Genomic DNA, 19524 nt, shown 5'->3' on the forward strand with positions numbered 1-19524 from the left:
TATTATGGATTATGGAGAAGATGCGAATCAGGCTTTGGCCTGTTACAATGGGGATACAACGATAGGGTAAAGGAGAAAGACCATGCGCTCAACGATTTTAATTGTAGATGACGACGAGAAAATTGTGTCTATGCTGCGCCGAGGCCTGGCATTTGAAGGATATGAGGTTCAGACAGCTTCTAACGGAGCAGAAGGCCTAAGCAAGCTGATGGATAAGGAGCCGGATATCGTAGTGCTCGATGTGATGATGCCGCAGATCGATGGCTTTGAGGTATGCCGCAGATTGAGAGAAGCAGGTAGTAAAGTTCCTGTGCTGATGCTTACTGCAAAGGATGAGGTTCAGAGCCGGGTGACCGGACTGGATACCGGTGCTGATGATTATTTGGTGAAGCCGTTCGCATTGGAAGAATTGCTCGCACGTGTCCGTGCTTTGCTGCGTCGCAAAGCGGATATCTCCAACGTGGTAGACAATCGCCTGGTATATGAAGATATCATTCTGGATAACGATTCACGCGAAGTGCTCCGAGATGGCAAACGTCTTGAACTGACAGCAAAAGAGTTTGAATTGCTTAATCTGTTTATGCAAAATCCGAGAAGGGTACTGTCTCGTGACCTCATTATGGACAAAATATGGGGATACGATTATAGCGGCGAGTCCAATGTGTTAGAGGTCTATATCGCGATGCTTAGACAGAAAACAGAAGAGCATGGTGGCAAACGTCTCATTCAGACGATCCGGGGAGCCGGCTACATTTTGAGAGGTGACTCGTAGCATGTCCATTCGGTTAAGACTAACCGCATGGTATTCGGGAATTCTGGCAGCCGTGCTGATCTTTTGGGGTGTGGTCATTTATGCTTTTGTGTATTTTAATACCTACAACGAAGTAGAACAGCAGTTAAGGGAAAAGAGTTTGAAGATTACCCAGCAGATCGGAGTTAATCCGTTATCACAGACGCTTGACCTGGAGCTTTTTGCAGAGAGTCAGCTTCAAGAAGCTCAAATCTATATTCAGTTGGTCGATTATCAGAGTGGATCGTATATGCGTTCGGACAATTTAGTTAAATCCAGAATTTCTTTTCCGATTGCTAAGATTCACAATATACGTGAGGAAATAGGGATTACTAAAATGGTCGTGGAGGGCATTCCTTTTCTCGTTAATCAGCAAGCGTTATCTCTCCAGGGAACGAACGAGATCAGAGGACTGTTACAAGTAGGGGCTAATGTCAGTTCACAGGAGCGTTTGCTCGAGGCATTGCGTAATATCCTGGTATTTGGATGGCTTGTAGCTATGGCGCTTGCGATTACATCGGGTTTGATTCTTGCCCGCAAGTCTATGCGTCCATTGGTTACTGTTATTGACGCGGCTAATCAGATACAGTCCGGTGACGATCTCAGTGTCCGTATTCAGTATTCGGGGCCGAAGGATGAGATCGGTCGTCTGATTGAAACGGTGAATAACATGCTGGAGCGAACCGAGCTGTCTTTCCGTGGGCTGGAAGAGACGAATACGGCACAGCGCCGATTCGTATCCGATGCTTCCCACGAGTTGCGAACACCGTTGACTACCATTCGAGGAAATGTGGATTTCCTGAAAAAGTTGTGGGATCAGGAGGGTGGAGACCACCCGAATCTGGATGAAGAAACGATCAGGCAGATGTCTCTTGAGGCGATTGAGGATATGGCTGATGAGGGCAAACGTATGAGCCGTCTGATCAGCGATATGTTATCACTTGCCAGAGCGGATACAGGTCAGAAAATCGAGCTCAATCCCATTCCACTGCAGATTCTGGTGCAGGAAGTAGCGCGTAGGGCTCAGTTCCTGGATCGGCAGGCAGACTGGCTTCCTGGGGATTTGTCGATTCTGAACGGTATTTACGTAAACGGAAGCAAAGATTATCTGCAACAGGTTCTGTTTATTTTTATCGAAAATGCCTTTAAATACACCCCGGAGGGTTCGGTTACGCTGGATGCTCTGTTATATAAAGGGCAGGTCGGACTGCGGATCAGTGATACGGGAATCGGTATGGAACGGGATCAGGTACCGTTTATTTTTGACCGGTTCTACCGGGCAGACGAATCTCGCGGGGCTACGCCGGGTATCGGACTTGGATTATCCATTGCCAAATGGATCATTGAGGAGCATAACGGGTCGGTTGAAGTGGTAACGAGACGAGGAGAAGGAACCACTTTTATCATCTGGTTGCCTGTGGTCTTTGCCCCGCCTATCGAATAAAGGTATAATAGGATGAAGACTGCAATTACATCGGCCTATACAGCCGAAAAGAAAGCGGGTGGCAACCAAGTGGAAGTACTGCGAATTTCGCCGCGGGGATACTGTTATGGAGTTGTAGATGCCATGGTGCTTGCTCGTCAGGCGGCACGCAACCTGGATTTACCACGGCCTATTTATATATTAGGTATGATTGTGCATAACAAACATGTGACCGATTCTTTTGAAGATGAGGGCATTATTACGCTGGACGGTCCTAATCGTATGGAGATTCTGAATCAGGTGGAGAGTGGCACGATTATTTTTACGGCTCACGGTGTCTCGCCGGAGGTACGTAAGCTGGCTCGGGAGAAGGGGCTGACCACAGTAGATGCAACCTGTCCAGATGTGACGAAGACTCATGATCTGATCCGGGAGAAGACGGCTGAAGGTTATGATATTATCTACATCGGTAAGAAGAATCATCCGGAACCGGAAGGTGCGATTGGTGTTGCACCAGACCGTGTTCATCTGATTGAGAAGGAAGAAGAGATTGAAGGTCTGAACGTGCCTGCGGGGAAAATTTTGATTACCAATCAGACGACAATGAGTCAATGGGACATCAAACACATTATGAGCCGGTTGCTGGAGAAATTCCCAGGAGCTGAAATTCATAACGAAATATGTCTCGCTACGCAAGTACGCCAAGAAGCGGTAGCAGAGCAAGCTGGGCAGGCCGATCTTGTTATTGTTGTAGGTGATCCACGTAGCAATAACTCCAATCGTTTGGCACAAGTGTCCGAGGAGATTGCGGGCGTGACAGCATATCGTATATCCGACGTATCTGAAATTCAACAAGACTGGTTGAAAGGTGTGCAGAAAGTGGCTGTGACATCAGGAGCTTCAACTCCAACACCAATCACCAAGGAAGTTATTCAATATCTGGAGCAGTATGAGCATGATCAGCCGGAAACGTGGGAAATTGTACGTACCGTTAATATGAGCAAGCTATTGCCGCCGGTTCGAGAGAAGACACGTAATATTTAAGTTTTTATTAGTTTTAAAAAAAGTGAAGAATCACATAAACAAGCTGGTTTCGAGCCTATCTCGATTCCAGCTTCTTTTGATTACTTCAATTTTTTATATGATAACAATATAGAGTCAGTAAGATGTGAAAAAAGAAAAAAAAGTAAATTTGAACAACCAGAAATTAACAATAAATTCAGTATTCCTGTTAAATTGTTGGAGGGATTGAAGATTAAAAATAATGCTCCAAACGCTATTCCAGTGACAAAATACAAAAGGGATTTTGTTAGGAAAGTATAATGTTTAATTTTTTTGTCTAGAAAAAGTGACATTGGTGTTGCAATAAATAAAAATAAGAAAAATAAGACTACAAAACCTGTCATAAATAATGAGATACCGGTATAATACAGGGTGGTTTCAGTGTTCCTATTCATCATATTAAAAAATGTGAAAATAATTGAACCTATTAAAGCAGTTGCAAAAGCACTAATTACTTTACTCAAAATTATTCACCTCCTTCGATAATAAGGTTATACTTAATATAACAGCGCCTGTTAAATAATAACAGGCGCTAAAAAACTAATTTGAAATATTGAAATTCCTAGCCAACGTACTCGGTGCTCCTAGATATTCAAAGCCCTCATGTGGGTGATTGAAAATAGTAAGGGTAGTTCCATTACTCAGTCTGACATATAATTCATGAGCAGGAGCACGGTCATGAGTGCCTGCAAAACTATAAGAGCCCCCTTTTTGGGTTATAACTCTCATTTGATAGTCTATCTCATTTCCAGAGACTGCGTATGGATTTCCAGACTTGTGAAATACAGTTACATCTGTTTTTGAAGAGGTTTTGCTGTTAACGATTCTGTTGATATGTTGTCCGGAGTCGGTTTTTGTACTGACAAGCTTTTTATCTTTGTCTAAAGCGTGAGTAGTAGAGACATCCTTATAAAATGCTTCTGAAGCTGTAGTTGAATCTGTGTAAAATATAGTATCTCCTACAGTTTTTGTTCTATAAGTTTCTGCACTAGAACTAAACCCACGATTGTCACCTTTAAAGAATTTTATATTCTTTCCCCAAGTAGCCGCGTTATACCAAGGATCTTCTGCATAATCCATGGGTATAAAAGTCTTATATGTCCATTTAAAAGAGTTATTAACTGCTGCTAAGGATAGAGTAGGATTTAAGATCGATGAGTCAATAACTTTTATTATACTATAAGGTTTTTTGGAAAGACGCTCTAACTCTTCATTGCCTAAATCCATGTTTTTGTTAGCATAGAATTGTTTGATTTCATCTTTTTCACTGGAAGTAAGAGGGATATCAAACTGTATTTCGTATGTGTTATAAACTTGGTTACTGTCAATTTGATCTACAAAATTATTTTTCTGAGTTTCAGACAACAGGTCTCCATTTTTTAATATAGTGTATTTACTTACTCCAGGAACATTGTCCCACGAAAGAAGTACTTTTTCTTGAGTAACTATTGCATTTGATTTAATTTTAGTTTCAGTTTCGTCACTGTTTGTTAAAGCCTTAAAAGAGTTATTATCTGTCTCTGTTGATACATACATTACATTTTCTTCTTTTTCACTGTCTAAGCTAATTTTGAAGCGATACAATGTATTAGGATCCAAATTATTCAAGATAATTTCTTTATCTACACCTTGATATACTATTTCATTACCCTGGTCTAAATCTTCTACAGTTACCACACCATGGATTTCATTAAAAGTCATAATAATTGAATTTGATGTAGTCTCGATTTTAGGGGGGGCTAATTTGATTTCATTGGATTCTGCAGAAACCATCATTGAGCCTGACATTGAAAATATAAATAAAAAAGATAAAATTATTGTTTGTACCTTATGCATGCTTTGTTCAACTCCCTTAATTTTTTATAAATTGACTACAACCTCCTTTCAGAAATGTAAATGCTTACAATAATAGTTTAATTTAAATTTTAAATGTAGTGAATAGGACAAAAATCCCTTTTTTAATACGTTATTTACAATGATTAATTTTATTTTAGTAATTTAAAGCATTCTATGTTTAAAAGCTTACTACACGCTGAGTATCTTGAGCGCCATTCAGCAGGCTCTATTAACTTGGTGTATCCATAAAACCAATACAAGCTTGTTATTGTTACTATAATAGTCGGTTTTTATGCTTTCTGTGAGAAACAAGTTTGTAGGATGAAGGTGTCCCAAATAAGAGTGAATAATTTACGAATATTACTATTAATATTACTTAAATGGAATATATACTATTTGTATTACTTTGAAAGCTGGGATGAAGAACTCTTTTCCGAATTAAATCAATATAACCCTCAATACAGTAAAGACTGTATTCAAGGTAGTTTGTACGACTGGTTAATGAAGGAAACAGTAAAATTAAATTCATTGGCTTGGGACGCCTCAGTCTGAAAACAAGCTAGATCTCTTCATTTATCTCACGCAGGTATACAATGATGCTAATGATCTATACTCATATAAATGAGGACTTGACAAGAGTATACTAAATCGTTATATTTACTTTAGTGATTAAAAGCTTAAAAGCGAACAAGCGTTTAAGCGTGACAGAGTTTTTGGGATACGGACCACAAGATAATCAGACGCACGATATAAACGAGTGCTCTTATACAAGGAAGGATGGGACAATTTATGATCGTAATCGCAGGCAAAGCTACCTCGGAGGACCAAATTCAAGATATCGTTAGTGTGATTGAAAAGGAAGGGTTGCAGGCACATGTATCCCGTGGAGAGGATCGCACCATCATTGGATTAATTGGTAAAGTTGAACCTAAAATGCAAGAACACTTGCGCCAAATGAAGGGCGTCGAGAACGTGGTGAAGATTTCGAAATCTTACAAATTGGCAAGTCGTGACTTCCATCCAGAAGATACCGTGATTTCGATCAAAGGTGTAGATATCGGCGGGAAAGAACTTGTCGTTATGGGCGGACCTTGTGCGGTTGAATCTGCAGCACAGATTGATGAAATTGCTGGACTTGTGAAAGCTGCAGGTGGTCAAGTTCTTCGTGGTGGTGCCTTTAAACCACGTACAGGACCGTATAGCTTCCAAGGAACAGGTGTAGAAGGTCTGATCATGATGGCGGAAGCGGGCCAGAAGCATAATCTATTGACGATTACCGAAGTCATGACGCCTGAATACGTAGATATTTGTGCGGAGTATGCGGATATTCTGCAGGTGGGTACACGTAACATGCAGAACTTCGACTTGTTGCGCAAGTTAGGTGAGTGCGGCAAACCGGTATTGTTGAAGCGCGGATTCAGTGCGACATACGATGAATTGCTTAATGCGGCGGAGTACATCCTCGCTGGTGGCAATCCGAATGTGATGTTATGTGAACGAGGTATCCGTACGTTTGAACAATACACTCGTAATACACTGGACCTGTCGGCAATCCCTGTCTTGCAGTCTTTGAGCCATCTACCAGTCATCTCTGACCCGAGCCATGGTACGGGACGCCGTGAACTGGTAGAACCGATGACCAAAGCTTCGGTAGCCGCTGGAGCTAACGGCTTGATTATTGAGATGCACACAGATCCCGATAACTCTATGACTGGAGACGGTGTACAGTCTTTGTTCCCTGATCAGTTTGCGAACCTGTTACAAGATCTGGAGAAACTAGCCCCAATTGTTGGGAAAACATTTAACACAGCTAAACAGCCTGCTGCATTTTTCCCGGCACGTGTAGGCGTATAATTAACACGGTTATAGAGATTTGAAGAGTCAAAACCGGACTTCTGTTCAGATTTGTTCCTTGTGAACAATTTGGGTAGATGTCCGGTTTTTCGTCTATTTTGCACAGATGAACATATTTATTAATCAAAGGTGATAAGAAACATTTATGATGTCACGTTTTTCCATGATTTAGGACATTTTTAGGGTCGCTTTACCGCATTAAATCGGTCAAATATGAACTACTTACGTTGTTAAATGAATTTTTAGATATTATAAAATGTAAGTATACCTAACATGCTCGCAAAAAATACCTTACATAAGTATTGACGATGTTATGTTTCAGAATTTATAATGACGACAGAAAAAAATTCGAATATATAGACATTTTCTTCGTGGGGTTGTTTAATGTTCGGAATATTTGGGAGGACGAATACATGTCGGTTGAAAACGTATTGAAATCAATTCAAGAGAACAACATCGAGTGGGTAGATTTTCGTTTTGTAGATTTGGCTGGTCGTGCGCATCATATCTCTTTGCCAGCTTCGGCTGTTGATGCAGACACGTTCGTAAATGGAGTAGCGTTTGATGGTTCTTCTATCCAAGGTTTCCGTGGTATTGAAGAGTCCGATATGGTTATGATGCCTGACCCTGAAGCGACTTATGTCGATCCGTTCACTGCACACCCTACATTGAATGTTATGTGTGACATTTTCACACCGGATGGCGAGCGTTATGAGCGTGACCCACGCAGTATCGCAGTTAAAGCTGAAGCTTTCCTGAAAGAAAGCGGCGTAGGTACTGCAGCGTTCTTCGCACCAGAGTCCGAGTTCTTCATCTTTGACGATGTTCGTTATGAGAGCGGAACGAACAGCTCTTCTTACTTCGTTGATTCCGAAGAAGCATCATGGAACACAAACCGCAAAGAAGAAGGCGGCAACCTGGGCTTTAAAGTTCGCACTAAAGGTGGATATGTTCCAGTAGCTCCAGTGGATACCCAACAAGATATCCGTAGCGAAATGTGTCGTTTGTTGGAAGAAGCTGGTTTGTCCATCGAGCGTCATCACCATGAAGTAGCGACTGCGGGTCAAGCTGAAATCAACTTCCGTTTTGATACGTTGAAGAAAACAGCAGATAACCTGCTTGTATACAAATACATCGTGCACAATACGGCACGTCAATATGGTAAAGTAGCAACATTCATGCCAAAACCATTGTTTGGTGATAACGGAAGCGGAATGCACGTTCACCAATCGATCTTCGATGGCGATTCCCCATTGTTCTATGACAAAGGCGGTTATGCTAACCTGAGCGAAATGGCTCTGCACTACATCGGAGGTATCTTGTACCACGCTCCAGCACTGATCGCTTTGACGAACCCAAGCACGAACTCGTTCAAACGTTTGGTTCCTGGTTATGAAGCACCGGTTAACTTGGTATACTCCAAAGGTAACCGTTCTGCAGCTGTACGTATCCCGGTAGCAGCGGTAACACCTAAAGGTTGCCGTATCGAGTTCCGTACACCTGACTCCACAGCTAACCCTTACTTGGCATTTTCCGCAATGCTGATGGCTGGTCTGGACGGAATCAAACGCAAAATCAACCCAACTGAGCTCGGATATGGTCCACTTGATAAAAATATCTACGACCTTTCTGATGCAGATAAAGAAAACATCCGCAGTGTACCGGCTTCCCTCGAAGAAGCACTGGATGCACTGGCAGCTGATAACGAGTTCTTGACTGAAGGTGGCGTGTTCACCAAAGAATTCATCGATAATTACATCAACCTCAAACGCGATGAAGCTAAAGCTGTTGCGATCCGCATTCATCCGCATGAGTACAGCCTCTACTTCGACTGCTAATCGGTTGGAGTCAGAACCGAAATTGTTCCAATTCAAAGCCTCCGGGATGCATTCTCGGAGGCTTTTCCTTGAAACAAACAGTATAGCGCTTTAACTTTTTAGGGTGATAAAGGAATTTGATGGCTTTTAACGAGTTTTCAGTGCCTATTCCCCTTGAAGCGTTTAGGGAATACTGATATCATAGCGATAATATTTACTTCATATGTTAGGGCGTGTCTGAAAACTCCGAAGGGAGCAGATTTTGCCGGATTTTCGTTCCAAGCCAGGAAGTTCTCCGCAGGCGTGCCGGGGCACGTCAAGGGGAAGTGACGCAGCAGGGGGCGAAAAGACGATAAAAGATGCACTTCAGCGAGTTTTAAGACACGGCCTAGTTAAGGATGGAAAGGGCGGGGGATTTTGTGACAAAGAGAGCGTATAACTTTAATGCAGGACCAGCAGCGTTGCCACTAGAAGTATTGGAGCGTGCTCAGGCGGAATTTGTAGATTTTCGTAATACAGGCATGTCGATTATGGAGATGTCTCACCGTGGGGCCGTGTACGAGTCTGTACATAATGAAGCTCAGGAGCGATTGCTGTCGTTGCTAGGCAATCCGAAAGGGTATAAAGTTCTTTTCTTGCAAGGCGGTGCAAGCACACAATTCGCGATGTTGCCTATGAACCTGCTTGGGGCGGGTCAGACAGCTAGTTACATCATGACAGGCAGCTGGGCCAAAAAGGCTCTGTCTGAAGCGAAGTTAATTGGTGAGACACAGATCGTAGCTTCTTCAGAATCCGATAAATTTATGAAATTACCGGATGTTTCGAATCTGAGTTTGCCTGAACGTACGGCTTATGTGCATGTAACTTCAAATGAGACAATTGAAGGTACACAATTCAAGGCTTTCCCTGATACCGGATCGGTACCGCTCATCGCAGATATGTCCAGTGATATTTTCTGCAAACCGTTTGATCTGAATCAGTTTGGCATGATCTATGCAGGTGCACAGAAGAACCTCGGTCCTTCGGGAATTACCGTTGTTATTGCACGCGAGGAGCTGGTGAGTGAATCTCCGAAAACCATTCCAACCATGTTCCGTTACAGCACGCATGTAGATAACAATTCCCTGTATAATACGCCGCCATCCTTCTCGGTATATATGGTGAACGAAGTGTTAAAATGGATCGAGGAACAAGGCGGTTTGGCTGGTGTGGAACAAAAAAATATCAAGAAAGCGGAGCTGCTCTACAATACAATTGATTCCTCAGGGGATTTCTATCGTGGTTGCGTTGCAGCAGAAGACCGCTCGTTGATGAATGTGACGTTCAGACTCGCATCTGAGGAACTGGAGAAGAAATTCATTAAAGCTTCGGAGCAAGAAGGTTTTGTAGGTCTGAAGGGGCATCGCAGTGTAGGAGGACTTCGTGCTTCGATCTATAACGCGGCTCCATATGAGAGTGTTAAGGCCCTTACCGACTTTATGAACCACTTCCAACAGGCGAACGGATAATCCCTGAGAAACGAACGCATGACCAAATATGGCAGTAGTGAAGCTTCGATTAACTATCCTACTGTTGTGGCAAAGCCTTCCACATTGACGTGTGGAGGGCTTTTCTTTAAAATTAGAGGATTGTTGTGTACATGAAAATGAAATAAAAGGAGATTAAACACATATGGCTTTACACATCGTTCTGGTTGAACCAGAGATTCCGGCTAACACGGGCAATATCTCGCGGACTTGTGCGGCGACTGGCACCCACTTACATCTCGTGCGTCCTTTAGGATTTCGGACAGATGATGCAACTTTAAAACGTGCTGGGCTGGACTACTGGCATGCCGTTCATATTGAATATCATGATTCTTTTGACGAGGTTCAGCAGAAGTATCCGAACGGACGGTTTTTCTACGCAACAACGAAAGCGAAAAACCGGTATTCCGATTTCGAATTTCAGGATGGAGATTTTCTCGTGTTTGGTAAAGAAACGAAAGGGCTTCCACCTGAATTAATTGCTGCTAATCCAGAAACTTGCATGAAGATGCCTATGAGTGGTGATGTTCGCTCATTAAACCTTTCCAATTCAGCAGCAATTATTGTATATGAAGCACTGCGTCAGCTAAATTTTCCAGGACTGGATTAGTGAATGGTATCCGAAAAGACGGTTAGAATTCGATAAAAAAACATTTTTCAAAAAAAAGGACAAAAAATGTTTATTTCCAGCAGGATTCGACAAAATTTTGGCGAATCTATAGATATAGTACTAATGTACCTAGAAATTCAGAGTAAGATAGGAGAGGTGTGCCGTAGCTATGAAGCCAGCTGGAGTAGTTCGCAAAGTTGACCAATTGGGTAGGATCGTATTGCCTAAATCTTTGCGCAAAAGGTATCAAATGAATGAAGGAGATCCTGTAGAAATTTTAGTTCAAGGGGATCACATTATCTTGGAAAGATACCGTCCGAAATGTATTTTCTGCGGATCAATGGAAGATGTCAATGACTTTAAAGAGCGTTACATATGCGCACAATGCTTAGAAGAAATGACTCAGCTTTCATAAAAGCAAGCAAAAAACACTATGGAGCATACAAACTCCATGGTGTTTTTGTTTTTTTAATGTTTAACGTTGTATAAAATGACACAGCGACTTGGAAGCTCGTTCTTGCACCCAGTGTCTATGTAAACTAATAAATCATCCTTAGTTCAACTGATTTAGCACTGGCAAAATCTGATTCCATACAGCGTTCAGGATGCCTCGCATATTCTCCTCTTCACTGTTGATACTGATGACAGCCTCTTTGGAAGGCAGGACAATGCAGAATTGACCATAAGCTCCATCTGCTCGGTAAGCATCATGCGAACACATCCAGAACTGATAGCCATAGCCTTTTCCCCAATCTCCATCGCCATTCGTTTCGATCTGCTTACGTGTAACGGCTCTGATCCAATCTGCTGGAACCAGTTGTTTACCGTTCCAGCGACCTTCCTGAAGTAGAAACTGTCCAAATCGGCTTAGTTCTTCATTATTCAGCCAAAGACCCGCACATCCCAAGGTAACTCCGAGTGGAGAAGTCTCCCATTGGATATCAACCATGCCTAGTGGTTCAAAAAGACGTGGAATGAGGTAATCCTTTACTGTCAGACCAATAGCCTCTTGCAACATGGCCGAGATCATAAACGTATCACCACTACTGTAAGTAAAATGTTCTCCTGGCATTCGATCCAATGATAGAGACATGTAGTGTTTGACCCAGTCCTTTTCCTCTAAAGAAGCTCGTTCGTCAGCCCAGAGGGGTGGGTCATCGTGACCTGATGACATGCGAAGCAGATCCCTCAATGTGAGCTCTCGCGGAGAGGGCAGTTGTGAGGGGGGACGCTGTGCTTGGTCATAAGGGAAGTAATCGCCCAAAGTGTCATCCAACTGAATAAGTCCTTCTTCAACGGCAAGTCCAACCGCCATGCAGGTAAAGGATTTACTTACAGAATGTTGCACACGCCTGCGATCTCCGTCCGAATGCCATTCATCCAGAAGTCGCCCATTTTGTAGTACACGCACAGAGTGCACAACAAGCTTCTCTTCTGTGATTGTGTCAATAAATCCTTTAAGTTGTTCTGCCATGATAACCCTCCAGTTCCAAGCGTTTACCTGAATGAATTCAGTCTGGTGAAACGTTTCCGTAATCTGATTGCAAAATTAGAACTCATGTTAGTATATTCTCGGTTTGATGTCAATTCTTGTGTAATAATGAATGATTAAATCCGAAAATACTCGTTATAAAAGTGCCTTTTGAATCAAAATTGGAACAATCAGGTCACTTTTTTGATAAAAAAACGCGAAAATTGTAAAAAGGTTATTGACAGAGTTTAGTCAACGGGATTATGATTTATTCGAAACGATTCGAAGAAATCGCTTCCAAGTAAAATGTTGATATTTAAACTCCAGGTAAATCAGTGTTGATTGTTTTTGAAACGATTCGAGAGAATCGTTTCGATAACCAAAGCCAGTAAAAATGAGCATGTTGGGGGAAGTAACAGCAAGCAAAGAAAGAGAAAAAGCAAACCGCAGTTAAAAGCAACAAAGATGAAAGGGGTTACGATCAATGGCGCATATTACGATCGAAACCGGATCGCCCACATTATGCATGAATACAAGCATACACGTGGTATCCAGTGACTCCGGAGAGACTTCAGGCGGTACACTATATCTGCTTCACGGGGCAGGAGACAATGCGAGTACCTGGCAACGTCTGACCACCATTGAGATGTATGCAGCCCAGTATGGTTGCACCGTCATCATGCCTGAAGCCAATCGCAGTTATTACACGGATATGGAATACGGCCTGAATTACTTCCACTACATCACGAAGGAACTGCCTGAACTATGTGAAAGGCTACTGAAGCTGAATTCCGACCCAGCCAAAACATATGTTGCTGGTTTGTCCATGGGTGGATATGGAGCGTTGAAATGTGGGTTGACCTATCCTGAGCAGTACAGCAAAGTGGTGTCTTTATCCGGTGTAACGAATATTCAGGCGCGGCTTCGTGATCCCCATATGCCGGAAGGCATGGTCAAGGAAATGAAAGCGGTTTTTGGGGAACGGTTACAGGTAAAGGCTGATCAGGATATTTACGCATTGTCAGCCAGACTGCTGGAGCAGGGAGGAGCCTTGCCGAAGATATTGAGTTGTTGCGGGGACCATGATCCTTTCGTGGACATGAATCGGGACTACGCCGAGTATATGCAGGGAACTGCATTTGATTTTCGGTATGTAGAAACACCTGGCACGCATGAATGGAGATTTTGGGAACAGCATCTGAAAACGATGTTTGATTTTCTTTACAACGACAACACCATAGTAGAGTGAGGAGATGCAAATTGAAACCTGCAGCCGAAGGACCTAACAAAAAGCTGAAGGCAAACCTGAGAGGTAAGTCGCTTTGGACTGAAATCTGGAAACACCGAATGACGTATACCCTGCTTATTCCAGGGATGGTCTGGTTGATCCTGTTTGCCTATATGCCGATGGGCGGCCTGTCACTGGCGTTCAAAGACTACAAGGCTAACCTTGGAATCTGGGGAAGTCCGTGGAGCGGATTTGAAAACTTCAAATATGTCTTCCGCGATCCGACCTTTATTGATGCCGTATGGCGGACGCTTTACATTAACATTTTGAAGCTGATTATTCAGTTCCCGTTCCCCATTATTCTGGCACTGCTGTTGAATGAGTTGCGGATGCGCAGAGGGAAGAAGTGGTTCCAGACCGTCCTGACATTTCCGCACTTCCTGTCCTGGATCATCGTATCCGGTGTAGTCATTAACGTGCTTGCCTATGACGGACTTGTAAACAGTGCACTTGGATTACTTGGTTTCCCGACGATTAATTTCTTGGGTTCGGAATCCAACTTTGTTCCGATGTTGTTGCTGACTGACATCTGGAAATCGAGCGGCTGGGGCGCAATTATCTTCCTGGCAGCGATCTCCGGTATCGATCAGGATCAATATGAATCTGCACAGATCGATGGAGCATCCCGGATGCAGCAGATGTTCCGTATTACGCTGCCAAACATTATGCCAACGATCACGGTTATGTTTATTTTGTCGGTGGGTGGATTGATGTCCTCCGGTTTCGACCAGATCTTCAACTTGGCGAACGCCGCAACGAAAAATGTATCTGAAGTACTCGATGTATATATCTATCGGATTACGTTCCAGTCATCAACCGACTTTTCATTCTCGACAGCGGTCAGCTTGTTCCGTTCCCTGGTGAATATGGCGCTGCTACTTCTGGCCGACAGATTTGCCAAGTGGCTTGGTGGAGACGGTTTATTCCGATAAGAGAGGAGGAGAAGTGAGATGAGCAAAGCTGGAAGAAAACCTAAGATTGGCACCGAACGAATGACCTTTCTGGATTACATGATATTCGCCGTTTTATTGGTACTTGCACTGATGATTCTGATTCCGTTCTGGAATGTCATTATGATCTCGTTTGCAACCCAAAAAGAGTATGCTGAAAATCCGTTCCTGATGTTCCCGAAAGAGTTCACGCTTGATTCATATAAAGCACTGTTCGCTGACGGTAGAATCCTGTCGGGTTACAAAAATACATTGATCTTGCTGGTGATTGGTTTACCGCTGAGCTTGTTCCTGACAACAAGCATGGCTTACGGCCTGAGCCGCGGCAATTTCCCATTTAAAAAGTTTCTCTTTTTCCTGGTACTGTTCACCATGATCTTTAACGGGGGGATCGTTCCTCTGTATCTGATTATGAAATCACTACAACTAACAGGTACATTATGGTCTGTTATTCTGGCAGGAAGCTTCAGTGCCTTTAACATGATTCTGATGATGAACTATTTCTACACACTGCCTGAATCCCTTATGGAATCTGCACGACTCGATGGTGCAGGAGAGTGGAGAATTTTATTCTCCGTCGTTCTTCCGCTGGCAACGCCAATTATGGCAACCATTACACTCTTCTACGGGGTAGCCTACTGGAACAGTTGGTATGACGCGATGATCTTCCTGCGAAAAGCGGACCAGTTACCGCTGCAAAACGTGCTAAGGAACATCATTGTAACTGCCACAACGAATGCCTCCAATGCATCCAGTGTGGACGCAGTAAAACTGAGTAGCTTCTCTATGGGTATGAAGATGGCTGCAGTATTTATCACGATGGTACCAATTATGTGTTTCTTCCCAATGTTGCAAAAGCACTTTGCCAAAGGGGTATTAACAGGGGCTATCAAGACCTGATATACACATAGGATTTCAATGCACAAGAAATTCGACTAAAAACATGGGGGTAAAAGCATGAAAACGGGTAAAAAGTTGTCAGTCAAATCGTTATTTGCGATCACACTCTGTCTCATGATGTTGGTAGTGTCGGCTTGTTCCAACAGCAGCAAAGGCTCAGATGGTGGCAACGAAAAGGATGCGGAAGGGAATTACAAAGATAACCTGACCATTTCCGTAGCGAATCTGACCGAAGTGAAAACCGGAAATATGGACAATGAGTTCCATAAGTTCTGGGAAGACAAGTTTAACATCAAATGGGATTACAACTATATTGACTGGGATTCATGGGGTGAGAAGCTTCGCCTGTGGATTAACTCTGGTGACCTGCCGGATGTAGCCGTATGGAATTATGTACACGGTGATGCCATCAACAACATTGATCAAGGCTTGTTCTACAAGTTCCCGGATGATTGGAAAGAAAGATGGCCTAACGTTGCCGCGGCTTACAAGCTGACAGGACTTGGCGACAAGTTGGAAGAATTGACAGGCGGTACGTATGTACTTCCTAGACCTATTTATTTCGAAAACAAACCCGCTGATCCGCTGACCAACCAAATCGGTGTTATCGCTCTTCGTAAAGACTGGGCAAAAGCCGTTGGGTTTGAACTGAAAGATGCGTACACAACTTCCGAATTGAATCAGTTCGCTGAACTGGTGAAAGAAAAGGACCCAGGTAAGGTGGGTAATAAACTGGTGCCATTGTCTTACAATGCTGCCGATGCAATGACAAACATGATCATGCCGAATAGTGTTCATGCGATGACAGACGTTCCTTTCTACAAAGGTGAAGATGGTAAGTTCCATTGGGGCCCTGCAGATCAGGAAACACTGACAGGTTTGAAATTGATGCAAAAAGCGTACAAGGATGGGTTGCTTAACCCAGAGTTCTACACTTGGAAAAACAATGAAGGACAAAACAACTTCAAAGTAACAGGTACTGCGGCTGTAACCAGTCTTGGTGGACTTGCTTCTTATAGACAAGGTCTGGATTCTGATATGAGAAAGAACCTTGGCGTTAACAGTGATGATCTCGTTCACACAGCGATCGTTCTTGGTGATGACGGTAAATACCGCAATATGGAGCAAGCGAACTTCTGGTCTGCTCTGATTTTCAACCCGAACATCAGTGATGAGAAATTCGAACGCATTATGGACTTGATCGATTACTCTGCAACCAAAGAAGGACAATTGCTGATCAACATGGGCTTCGAAGGCAAGGACTGGAAATACGATGACAACAAAGAGTTGGTGAACTTGCTACCAGAGGGAACGGTACTCGAAGACAAGTACCCTGCACGTTTTGAAGGACTTTATCTTCTTGGTGATGACTTCAGTGTAGTAAACCCTGCAATCAAAAAAGATTATCGTGATAGAGCAGTAGAATTGTTCCAGGAGAAAGCAAAGCTTGGTACTGAAAGTAAATCACTTGCACCATACGATTGGGATGTTAACCTGTATGATTCCAAAGCGAAGAGCCAAGCATCTTTCGATTATCAAAACGAATATGCGAACTTGATCCTCAAAGGCGGAGACTTGGAAGCTAACTGGAAAGAGTGGGTTAACAGCAAAATGTCTCTGGTTCAGCCTTATCTGGACGAATTGAACGAAAAGTTCAAATAAACGTAATGAAATGAAGAACATCAAGGGGATGACAGGAGCGTTCTGTCTCTCCGTCCGATTGAACCCGGTGCGCGGTCTCTCCCCGAACGCAGCCGGGTTCTTTCTTTCAATTAAAAGGTAGTGGAGGATGGTTACGTGAATAATCAGCAGTTGATGGATTTAGTGAATCAGATGACGCTGGAGGAGAAAGTGGCACAGCTGTTACAGCTGACTGCCAACTTCTATGAAGGAACAGATACGCAGGGCCAGATTACAGGGCCGATGGAAGAGATGGGCATTACAGAGCAATCCGTGAGAGCGAGCGGCTCCATTCTTGGCTTATCCGGTGCACAAGCGATTATGGATGTACAAAAGGCTTATATGGAAAAAAGCCGTCTCGGCATCCCGTTATTATTCATGGCAGACGTGGTGCATGGTTATAAAACGATCTTCCCGATCCCGCTGGCCATTGGCTGTTCATGGGATCTGGAACTTGCGGAGAAGAGTGCCGAGATTGCGGCGCGTGAATCCGCAGTATCCGGTTTGCATGTCACTTTTGCACCGATGGTCGATCTGGTTCGTGATCCGCGCTGGGGGCGTGTGATGGAAACAACGGGTGAAGACCCGTATCTAAATAGTTTATTTGCTGCTGCTTTTGTACGTGGTTATCAGGGGGATAACCTGACGGATGAGCTGGATCGTCTTGCAGCCTGTGTAAAACACTTTGCCGCGTATGGTGCAGCGGAGGGTGGACGTGATTACAATACGGTAGATATGTCAGAGCGCCAGCTCCGTGAATATTATCTGCCAGCATATAAGGCGGCACTGGATGCTGGTGTGGAGATGGTCATGACTTCATTCAATACCGTTGATGGTATTCCAGCCAGCGGGAATGAGAAGTTAATGCGTAATATTTTGCGCGAAGAATGGGGCTTTGATGGCGTGCTGATCTCGGACTGGGCTTCCATTCGTGAGATGATTGCCCATGGTGCGGCCGAGGATGACCGGGAGGCGGCATACCGTGCGATTCGTGCGGGTGTAGATATGGAGATGATGACGCCATGTTACGTCAACCATTTGCCTGAACTTGTTCAAAAGGGTGAAGTGCAAGAGCACCTTGTTGATGAAGCGGTTTTGCGTATTTTGCAGCTCAAAGACAAGCTGGGTCTGTTCGATAACCCGTTCCGAGCTGCTGATCCGGAGCGTGAGCGCGAGATCGTTTTCTCCAAGGAACATCGTGAGGTATCACGAGAACTTGCTGCGAAGTCTGCGGTGCTTCTCAAAAATGACGGACAGACCCTTCCGCTACAACCTAATGCGAGAGTTGCATTAATTGGACCTTTCGCTCAAAGCGAAGACATCCTCGGCTGGTGGTCTTGTGAAGGTGTCAAATCGGATGCGGTGAAGCTGGGAACAGCGTTGCAAGAGCGTCTCCCACAAGGTAAGGTTCTCTTGGCTCAGGGCAGTGATGTGCATACTATCACGGATGAGCAGATTGCCGTAGCACTAGAAGCAGCAAGTCAGTCTGATATCATCGTGCTTGCACTGGGTGAAGATTCCGAGATGAGTGGAGAAGGCGGCTCGCGGACAGATATTCGTTTGCCGGCAGCGCAGTTACAATTGGTACAGGCGCTCAAAACGGCAGGCAAACCAATTGCCAGTGTCATTTTCAATGGACGTCCACTTGATCTGAACGGGGTTATTAGCGAATCAGATGCTGTACTCGAAGCTTGGTTCCCAGGGAGTGAAGGAGGAGCAGCGATTGCGGATATTCTCACAGGAGCAGTGAATCCGTCCGCGCGACTTACGATGTCCTTCCCGCAATCGGTCGGCCAAGTCCCGGTATATTACAACCATTTCAATACAGGTCGCCCAATCAACCCGGATAATACCGAGAATCGTTATGTTTCCCAATATATTGACAGTCCGAATGAACCGTTGTTCCCGTTTGGATATGGACTATCCTATACGACATTTGCTTATGGAGAGGTTGAAGTCTCTGGACAGGAGATGACTGCAAATGATTCTCTGACGGTTCAGGTGCGTGTAACCAATACAGGGGATCATGCTGGTGTAGAGACTGTGCAACTATACGTTCGGGATGTAAGCGGAGAAGTGGTTCGGCCGATGCGTGAGTTGAAAGATTATGTGAAGCTTTCCCTTGCACCGGGAGAAACGGGTACGGCTAAGTTTACATTAAATGAAGAACAATTGCGTTATCATCATGCTGATCTCAGCTATCGCAGTGATCGTGGAGAGTTTCGTGTGATGGTTGGACCAAATAGCAGAGATACACAGAGCCACACATTCAGACTTGTCTGAATCGTTTTATGCTGTAATGAGATGTCTGTTACTT

At 43.9% G+C, this 19524-nt stretch carries 16 protein-coding genes; 13 read left to right on the top strand and 3 right to left on the bottom strand.

Translation table 11 applies throughout. From position 1 onward, the window contains the following. Positions 1 to 82: 82 nt before the first annotated feature. The 3 genes from MKY23_RS08825 to MKY23_RS08835 all read left to right on the top strand — a co-directional run bounded on the left by MKY23_RS08825 (position 83) and on the right by MKY23_RS08835 (position 3257). The gene (locus MKY23_RS08825) at positions 83 to 772 is read left to right on the top strand and encodes a response regulator transcription factor (RefSeq protein WP_090919888.1); all 690 of its coding nucleotides are present in this window, start codon (positions 83 to 85) and stop codon (positions 770 to 772) included. A 1-nt stretch (position 773) separates the two neighbouring features. Further along, the gene (locus MKY23_RS08830; RefSeq protein WP_339837286.1) at positions 774 to 2234 is read left to right on the top strand and encodes a HAMP domain-containing sensor histidine kinase; all 1461 of its coding nucleotides are present in this window, start codon (positions 774 to 776) and stop codon (positions 2232 to 2234) included. A gap of 69 nt (positions 2235 to 2303) precedes the next feature. Then, positions 2304 to 3257, top strand: a complete 954-nt coding sequence (locus tag MKY23_RS08835) for a 4-hydroxy-3-methylbut-2-enyl diphosphate reductase (RefSeq protein WP_339839334.1) — start codon at positions 2304 to 2306, stop codon at positions 3255 to 3257. An 80-nt stretch (positions 3258 to 3337) separates the two neighbouring features. Here the strand turns inward: MKY23_RS08835 and MKY23_RS08840 are convergent, their stop codons facing one another. Together MKY23_RS08840 and MKY23_RS08845 are read right to left on the bottom strand one after the other, a co-directional pair. Continuing rightward, complete coding sequence (locus tag MKY23_RS08840) at positions 3338 to 3739, bottom strand: hypothetical protein (RefSeq protein ID WP_339837289.1); 402 nt, start codon at positions 3737 to 3739, stop codon at positions 3338 to 3340. A gap of 76 nt (positions 3740 to 3815) precedes the next feature. Then, entirely contained in the window at positions 3816 to 5111 is a 1296-nt protein-coding gene (locus tag MKY23_RS08845) for a DUF3238 domain-containing protein (protein ID WP_339837292.1), read from the bottom strand. A gap of 789 nt (positions 5112 to 5900) precedes the next feature. Here MKY23_RS08845 and aroF point away from each other — a divergent pair. From aroF to MKY23_RS08870, 5 genes are all read left to right on the top strand, one after another. Continuing rightward, positions 5901 to 6965, top strand: coding sequence for a 3-deoxy-7-phosphoheptulonate synthase (gene aroF / locus MKY23_RS08850; RefSeq protein ID WP_090919894.1), 1065 nt, complete (start codon positions 5901 to 5903; stop codon positions 6963 to 6965). Between the two features lie 413 nt (positions 6966 to 7378). Then, positions 7379 to 8803: a type I glutamate--ammonia ligase gene (gene glnA / locus MKY23_RS08855; RefSeq protein WP_090919896.1), complete on the top strand. Its 1425-nt coding sequence runs from the start codon at positions 7379 to 7381 to the stop codon at positions 8801 to 8803. A gap of 377 nt (positions 8804 to 9180) precedes the next feature. After that, complete coding sequence (gene serC / locus MKY23_RS08860; RefSeq protein ID WP_186809565.1) at positions 9181 to 10290, top strand: 3-phosphoserine/phosphohydroxythreonine transaminase; 1110 nt, start codon at positions 9181 to 9183, stop codon at positions 10288 to 10290. Between the two features lie 163 nt (positions 10291 to 10453). Then, the gene (gene trmL, locus MKY23_RS08865; RefSeq protein ID WP_090919901.1) at positions 10454 to 10918 is read left to right on the top strand and encodes a tRNA (uridine(34)/cytosine(34)/5-carboxymethylaminomethyluridine(34)-2'-O)-methyltransferase TrmL; all 465 of its coding nucleotides are present in this window, start codon (positions 10454 to 10456) and stop codon (positions 10916 to 10918) included. A gap of 169 nt (positions 10919 to 11087) precedes the next feature. Then, the gene (locus MKY23_RS08870; RefSeq protein ID WP_090919903.1) at positions 11088 to 11333 is read left to right on the top strand and encodes an AbrB/MazE/SpoVT family DNA-binding domain-containing protein; all 246 of its coding nucleotides are present in this window, start codon (positions 11088 to 11090) and stop codon (positions 11331 to 11333) included. Positions 11334 to 11471: 138 nt separating this feature from the next. On the opposite strand, the gene MKY23_RS08875 is transcribed toward MKY23_RS08870, so the two are convergent. Continuing rightward, positions 11472 to 12392: a serine hydrolase gene (locus tag MKY23_RS08875; RefSeq protein ID WP_339837300.1), complete on the bottom strand. Its 921-nt coding sequence runs from the start codon at positions 12390 to 12392 to the stop codon at positions 11472 to 11474. A gap of 481 nt (positions 12393 to 12873) precedes the next feature. Here MKY23_RS08875 and MKY23_RS08880 point away from each other — a divergent pair, with 481 nt between their 5' ends. The 5 genes from MKY23_RS08880 (at position 12874) to MKY23_RS08900 (ending at position 19490) form a co-directional block, all read left to right on the top strand. Continuing rightward, positions 12874 to 13638: an alpha/beta hydrolase family protein gene (locus MKY23_RS08880; RefSeq protein WP_339837303.1), complete on the top strand. Its 765-nt coding sequence runs from the start codon at positions 12874 to 12876 to the stop codon at positions 13636 to 13638. A gap of 11 nt (positions 13639 to 13649) precedes the next feature. After that, positions 13650 to 14609, top strand: a complete 960-nt coding sequence (locus tag MKY23_RS08885; protein WP_339837305.1) for an ABC transporter permease subunit — start codon at positions 13650 to 13652, stop codon at positions 14607 to 14609. Positions 14610 to 14627: 18 nt separating this feature from the next. Continuing rightward, positions 14628 to 15527, top strand: a complete 900-nt coding sequence (locus MKY23_RS08890) for a carbohydrate ABC transporter permease (RefSeq protein WP_090919912.1) — start codon at positions 14628 to 14630, stop codon at positions 15525 to 15527. A 57-nt stretch (positions 15528 to 15584) separates the two neighbouring features. Continuing rightward, complete coding sequence (locus MKY23_RS08895) at positions 15585 to 17189, top strand: extracellular solute-binding protein (protein WP_090919914.1); 1605 nt, start codon at positions 15585 to 15587, stop codon at positions 17187 to 17189. 153 nt (positions 17190 to 17342) lie between these two features. Next, positions 17343 to 19490 (top strand): glycoside hydrolase family 3 N-terminal domain-containing protein, encoded by a 2148-nt coding sequence (locus MKY23_RS08900; protein WP_339839336.1) that lies wholly within the window; start codon positions 17343 to 17345, stop codon positions 19488 to 19490. Positions 19491 to 19524 lie beyond the last annotated feature (34 nt).

This window comes from Paenibacillus sp. FSL R7-0272 (genome assembly GCF_037969905.1).
In the GTDB taxonomy this organism is placed as follows: Bacteria; Bacillota; Bacilli; order Paenibacillales; family Paenibacillaceae; genus Paenibacillus; species Paenibacillus polysaccharolyticus.